Here is a 6,456-nt window from a genome sequence, read left to right on the forward strand (position 1 = left end):
TGATTTGGGCACTTCAAATCAATCAACAAAGATTTATTTGGATGTAGTTGAAAAGATCCGGTGCATGATGGAAGAAGATCATTTAATTCCCGGTGACAAACTGCCTTCTGAGAGGGAGCTGTCGGAGCGCTTGAACGTGGGGCGTTCTTCAGTCCGGGAAGCCCTGCGGTCACTGGAGCTCCTTGGGCTCATTGAAACCCGCAGAGGGGAAGGCACATTTATCAAGGATTTTCAGGAGCACAAGCTGGTAGAGCTTCTCGGGACCTTCTTTCTGCAGAATTCAAAGGTAAAAGAAGATCTGGAAGAAACCAAAGTGCTGATTGAAATTGATTGTTTAAGGATCATCATAAGCACTTCATCCGATGAAACACTAAGAAATTTGGCGGCTTGGACCGAACTAAATGAATTTGATGATGAAATGTTTTTTAAACATATTGCAGAAATTAACCATAACCGATTAATCGGGAGAATCTGGAGCATAGTAAATACCTATTCAAAGGCAGCCCGGACAATATCTGAAAGAGCAAAAGGGGATGAATATTGTTCCCTGGCGAAAGCCCTTCTAGAAAGAAATGAAGAAGAAGCGATTCATATTTATCTTCACAAAATCAGGAATATGTCGAAGAGTGTTTGACAGTGTTTTACAAGTTTCTTGCTTTGTATCTGTTAAAGTAAGGGACAGGCCTTGCACTGAAGATAATTAGCGGCAAAGGGAGGATTCAGCTTGCTTAAAGAGTTATTTACAAAAAGCAAAAAAAAGAAGTATGCAACCATTCCTTCAGAACGTGATAAGCATGATGTTCCGGAAGGCATCATGACAAAATGCCCGAAGTGCAAAAAAATCATGTATACAAAGGAATTAATGAAGAATGAAAAGGTGTGCCTGCACTGCGGCCACCATCATACCATGACAGCATACGAAAGAATCGGAAGCCTGTTCGACCAGGACAGCTTTACAGAAATTGATGCAGACATGGTTTCAGTGAATCCGCTCGATTTTCCCGACTACATGGAGAAAGTTGAGAAAGACAGAAAGAAGACAAACATCAATGAAGCCGTTGTAACAGGAATCGGGAAGATAAACGGATACCAGACAGCAGTGGCAATCATGGATGCAAGCTTCCGTATGGGCAGCATGGGTTCCGTTGTGGGCGAAAAAATCACAAGAGCCATAGAAAAAGCGGGTGAACTGAAGATTCCATTCATCATCTTTACCGCTTCCGGCGGTGCAAGGATGCAAGAAGGCGTTTTAAGCCTGATGCAAATGGCCAAAACAAGTGCCGCACTTAAGATGTTCAGTGATGAGGGCGGGCTTTTCGTTTCGATTATGACTCACCCGACTACGGGCGGTGTATCTGCAAGCTTTGCTTCACTTGGTGATATTAACCTTGCAGAGCCAGGCGCACTTATTGGATTTGCAGGCAGGAGGATTATTGAACAGACCATTCGGGAAGAGCTTCCTGAGGATTTCCAGACCTCCGAGTTTTTGATGAAGCATGGCCAGCTGGACGCGGTTATATCACGTCTGGAAATGAAGGACAAATTAACAACCATACTTAAGTTACATGTACCAGGTGGTGAAGAAAGATGATTGGCGAACTAGAGTTTGAACGTCCGGTAACGGAGCTCCGCAAAAAAATCGACGAGCTCAGAGATATTACGAACGATGCCGAAGTGGATCTTTCATCTGAGATAGAAAAGCTTGAAAAGCGTCTGGAAAGCCTTGAAACAGAGATTTATGAAAATATGAAGCCATGGGACCGCGTCCAGGTGGCGAGGCATCCTGCACGACCGACCTCTCTTGATTATATTGAAAGATTGTGCACCAATTTCCTGGAGTTCCATGGAGACCGGTATTATGGGGATGATGAAGCAATTGTTGCAGGCATTGCCGAATTTGAAGGCAAGCCGATTACAATCATTGGCCATCAAAGAGGAAAAGATACAAAGGAAAACATCCGCAGGAACTTTGGTATGCCACATCCGGAAGGCTACCGTAAAGCCTTGCGCCTTATGAAGCAGGCAGAAAAGTTCCATCGCCCGATTATCTGCTTCATTGATACAAAAGGGGCATTCCCCGGAAAGGCAGCAGAGGAGCGGGGCCAAAGTGAAGCCATTGCCAAGAATTTATTTGAGATGGCCGGGCTTAAGGTTCCTATCATTTGCATCGTAATCGGGGAAGGCGGCAGCGGAGGAGCACTTGCGCTGGGTGTTGGAGACCGCATTCATATGCTTGAAAACTCCACGTACTCCGTCATTTCACCGGAGGGTGCAGCTGCATTGCTTTGGAAAGATGCCGCACAGGCAAAAAGAGCCGCTGAAACCATGAAGATTACTGCCCCTGATTTGCACGAGCTTGGTGTCATAGATGAAATCATCCCTGAGGTCAAGGGAGGAGCGCACCGCAACATGGATGAGCAGGCAGAATCAATTCGGGAAGTACTGGCTTCATCGCTTGCTGAATTATCATCTTTAAGCGGTTCGGAGCTTGTGAATCAGCGGTATGCCAAGTATAAGAAAATCGGAAAGTATTCCTTTGAGGAATCACTGACAAAAGCAGAAAAATAAAGGGATCATACGACCTTAAATGATGCTTTAAAACGTGTTGCCTGAGGCGGCACGTTTTTTCCTCTTATAAACATGGGTAAAGAAATAGTTATTGAGGAAAAATAAAAAATAAAGGCAGTCTGCATATCAGCATCCCCGTGCAGGACAGGGGGATGCTGAAAAATATATCTGCTTTTACTTCTCATTATTCCTGAAATAATGTAGTCTTAAAGAGTCTATTGCAGAAATGATTGTAACAATACTTTGTAGTATGAACTCCGGGAATAACTGCTCCGGCAGTCTAAATCATAATGATCTTAATATTTGCACACATGTTAAGAAGAGGTGATTTTGCATGAGAAAAATAGGTGTACTGACAAGCGGGGGAGATTCTCCGGGTATGAATGCAGCAATCCGTGCTGTAGTCCGGAAGGCGATATTCCATAATATTGAAGTATATGGGATTTATTACGGCTATCAAGGTTTGATTTCAGGTGATATCAGGAAGCTTGAAATCGGCTCTGTAGGGGATATTATACACCGGGGCGGTACCATGCTGCATTCAGCGCGCTGTCTTGATTTCAAAACCGAGGAAGGCCAGCTGAAGGGCATTGAGCAGCTGAAAAAGCACGGTATAGAAGGATTAGTTGTGATTGGCGGAGATGGCTCCTACCGGGGAGCTGGCGCGCTGACCGAAAGAGGATACCCATGCATTGGAGTACCCGGAACTATTGATAACGATATTCCCGGAACAGATTTCACTATTGGGTTTGATACTGCTTTGAATACGGTGATTGATGCTATTGATAGAATCAGGGACACAGCAACTTCCCATGAACGGACATATGTCGTGGAAGTTATGGGACGGGACGCAGGCGACCTGGCTTTGTGGGCGGGGCTTGCTGGCGGAGCAGAGACCATTCTATGTCCTGAGTGCGACTATAACATGGAGGAGCTCATCGCAAAGCTCATAAGGGGAAAAGAACGCGGCAAAAAACACAGCATCATCATAGTGGCAGAGGGCGTAGGCAGTGCTGTGGATATTGCAAGGGAAATTGAAGCAGAGACGCACTTTGATACACGCGTGACCGTTTTGGGGCACGTGCAGCGCGGAGGATCGCCAACAGCAAATGACCGTGTACTTGCGAGCAGGCTTGGGGCACATGCGGTAGAGCTTCTCATGGAAGGCAAAGGCGGCCGGGCGGTGGGCCTTGAAAAAAACCAGCTTGTTGACTATGATATCATTGAAGTTTTGTCCCATAAACATGCTATCGACAGGAAAATGTACGATCTTTCTTCCGAACTGTCCATCTAATGCAATTACATAATTTTCTAAGAAAACAGGAGGTAGTTTTAAATGCGCAAAACTAAAATAGTTTGTACGATTGGCCCGGCAAGTGAAAGTGTAGAAAAATTAAGCCAGCTAATTGATGCAGGCATGAATGTATCCCGCCTTAATTTTTCCCATGGTGACCATGAGGAGCATGGACAAAGAATCATAAACATCCGTGAAGCTGTCAAGCAGACCGGCAAGCAGGTTGCGATTCTTTTGGATACAAAAGGACCAGAAATCCGCACCAACAACATGGAAAACGGAGCAATTGAATTAACGGCAGGTTCAAACATCATTGTATCTATGACAGAAGTTTTGGGAACTGCTGATAAGTTTTCTATTACTTATGAAGGATTGATCGATGACGTTCACGTTGGTTCAAAAATTCTTCTGGATGACGGATTGATCGGCCTTGAGGTTACTGAAATCAATTATGGCCAAAAAGAAATTCATACGACGATTTTAAACAGCGGTGTGCTTAAAAATAAAAAAGGCGTTAACGTTCCTGGTGTATCTGTCAAACTTCCGGGTATTACGGAAAAAGATGCACAGGATATCATTTTTGGAATTGAACAGGGAGTTGACTTCATTGCTGCTTCCTTCGTCCGCAGAGCTTCTGACGTACTTGAGATTCGTGAACTGCTTCAGCAGCACAACGCTCCGCATATCCAGATTATCCCTAAGATCGAAAATCAGGAGGGTGTGGACCGGATTGATGAAATTCTTGAAGTTTCAGATGGCCTGATGGTTGCACGCGGTGATCTTGGCGTAGAAATCCCTGCAGAGGAAGTTCCTCTTGTACAAAAGCAATTGATCAAAAAATGCAACAGCTTAGGAAAACCTGTCATCACTGCTACACAAATGCTGGATTCGATGCAAAGAAATCCCCGTCCTACACGCGCTGAAGCAAGTGATGTAGCCAATGCCATATTTGACGGAACGGATGCCATCATGCTTTCAGGCGAAACGGCTGCCGGAACATATCCTGTCGAAGCTGTTCAAACTATGCACAATATCGCTTCACGTGCTGAAAGTGCATTAAATTATAAAGAAATCCTATCAGCAAGAAGCAGGGATAACGGACATAATGTGACAGATGCGATCGGGCAATCGGTTGCGCATACAGCTCTTAACCTGAATGCTGGAGCTATCATTACACCAACTGAAAGCGGCCATACAGCCCGCATGATTTCTAAATATCGTCCAAAATCTCCAATCATTGCTGTAACGGCAAATGATTATGTTGTAAGAAGTTTATCTCTTGTATGGGGAGTATATCCTCAGAACGGATCACAGGCTGCGAGTACGGATGAGATGCTTCAATCAGCTATTGATGAAAGCTTGAATTCAGAACTTGTTTCACATGGTGATCTTGTAGTCATTACTGCCGGTGTACCAGTAGGCGAAGCCGGAACAACCAACTTGATGAAAATTCATGTCCTTGGCGACGTTTTGATTAAAGCACAGGGAATCGGCAGAAAATCTGCAAAAGGCAATGTCGTGCTTGCACGCTCTGCGAAAGAAGCTAATGAAAAAGTAAAAGAGGGTTCTGTCCTGGTTACAATCGCAACTGATAAAGAAATGATGCCTGCCATTGAAAAATGTTCAGCATTAATTACTGAAGAAGGCGGTTTGACAAGCCATGCGGCTGTTGTCGGCGTAAACCTTGGCATACCTGTAATCGTCGGTGCTGAAAACGCCATGACCCAGCTTCAGAGTGGACAGAGAATCACTGTAGATGCAAGCAGAGGCATTGTTTATAACGGACATGCAAATGTTTTGTAATAAATAACTTTAAAAAACGAAACGAAGGCTGAGCTTTCGCTTCGTTTTTTTTTTTTTTTGCGCTGTTAATCTGATGACTGCAGGCGGGGCCATAGTTCCGTCAAATGTCCGCTATAACCGAAATTGCGATTTTTAGGGTAGTTCCGTATTATTCCAAATACTGAATTTAGCACTCTGGAGGTTCATATTGTATACTGGAGGCAGTACAAGGTTATTAAAAGGAAATATTCGGGGGTATAACAGATGAAACTTTTTATCTTGTTTTTAATTGCTATGCCAGCTTTAGAAATCACCCTTCTTTTATTGTCAGGAAAAACAATTGGAGTAGGATTTACACTCCTGCTGATCATTGCCACAGGATTGATTGGGGCTTATCTTGCCAAGCAGCAGGGTCTGGAAACAATCAGGAAGGCCCGGGAACAAATGAGCCGCGGCCAAATGCCGGGAAATCAAGTTATTGATGGGATTTGCATACTTATTGGCGGAACATTCCTGCTGACTCCCGGTTTTGTTTCGGATATTCTTGGCCTCGTATTGCTGCTTCCGCCCACACGTGCCATCATCAAACCGCTAATAGTCAGGTGGATCTTGAATAGGATGAATAAAGGGAAGCTCACCATAATCAGATAAACCATTTGCTTTTGCAGTTCTTGTACCCTTAGGGGCAGAGGGCGGCAGAAGCTTTTTTTTATTCGTTAAAGTTCTGTGAAGCGATCCTGTTGTTAAACCAGGTTGATTGGAGTGTAAGGTGCGAGACTCCTGCTGGATTAGCGGGAAGGTGAGACCCCGCA

The 6,456-nt window shown here is 44.5% G+C and carries 6 protein-coding genes; all 6 read left to right on the forward strand.

Annotated features, from left to right (window positions below; genetic code table 11):
• Positions 1-4: 4 nt before the first annotated feature.
• The 6 genes from BIV59_RS13075 (at position 5) to BIV59_RS13105 (ending at position 6,295) form a co-directional block, all read left to right on the forward strand.
• Positions 5-634, forward strand: a complete 630-nt coding sequence (locus BIV59_RS13075; RefSeq protein WP_276205144.1) for a FadR/GntR family transcriptional regulator — start codon at positions 5-7, stop codon at positions 632-634.
• A 90-nt stretch (positions 635-724) separates the two neighbouring features.
• Positions 725-1,591: an acetyl-CoA carboxylase, carboxyltransferase subunit beta gene (accD, locus tag BIV59_RS13080; protein ID WP_071351944.1), complete on the forward strand. Its 867-nt coding sequence runs from the start codon at positions 725-727 to the stop codon at positions 1,589-1,591.
• A complete protein-coding gene (accA, locus tag BIV59_RS13085; protein WP_071351945.1) occupies positions 1,588-2,568 on the forward strand; it encodes an acetyl-CoA carboxylase carboxyl transferase subunit alpha in 981 nt (326 codons plus the stop codon). Before accD ends, accA begins: the two co-directional genes overlap by 4 nt.
• Before the next feature lie 334 nt (positions 2,569-2,902).
• Positions 2,903-3,862: a 6-phosphofructokinase gene (pfkA, locus tag BIV59_RS13095; protein WP_071351947.1), complete on the forward strand. Its 960-nt coding sequence runs from the start codon at positions 2,903-2,905 to the stop codon at positions 3,860-3,862.
• Between the two features lie 42 nt (positions 3,863-3,904).
• Positions 3,905-5,665, forward strand: coding sequence for a pyruvate kinase (gene pyk / locus BIV59_RS13100; RefSeq protein WP_071351948.1), 1,761 nt, complete (start codon positions 3,905-3,907; stop codon positions 5,663-5,665).
• A gap of 243 nt (positions 5,666-5,908) precedes the next feature.
• On the forward strand, positions 5,909-6,295 hold the full coding sequence (locus tag BIV59_RS13105; protein WP_071351949.1) for an FxsA family protein: 387 nt from the start codon (positions 5,909-5,911) through the stop codon (positions 6,293-6,295).
• Positions 6,296-6,456: the final 161 nt, after the last annotated feature.

The organism is Bacillus sp. MUM 13, assembly GCF_001866725.1.
GTDB lineage: Bacteria > Bacillota > Bacilli > Bacillales > DSM-1321 > Peribacillus.

Coding starts and splice junctions, on each gene's coding strand:
- accA (WP_071351945.1), top strand. CDS start 1,588: ATGATTGGCGAACTAGAGTTTGAACGTCCGGTAACGGAGCTCCGCAAA.
- pfkA (WP_071351947.1), top strand. CDS start 2,903: ATGAGAAAAATAGGTGTACTGACAAGCGGGGGAGATTCTCCGGGTATG.
- pyk (WP_071351948.1), top strand. CDS start 3,905: ATGCGCAAAACTAAAATAGTTTGTACGATTGGCCCGGCAAGTGAAAGT.
- BIV59_RS13105 (WP_071351949.1), top strand. CDS start 5,909: ATGAAACTTTTTATCTTGTTTTTAATTGCTATGCCAGCTTTAGAAATC.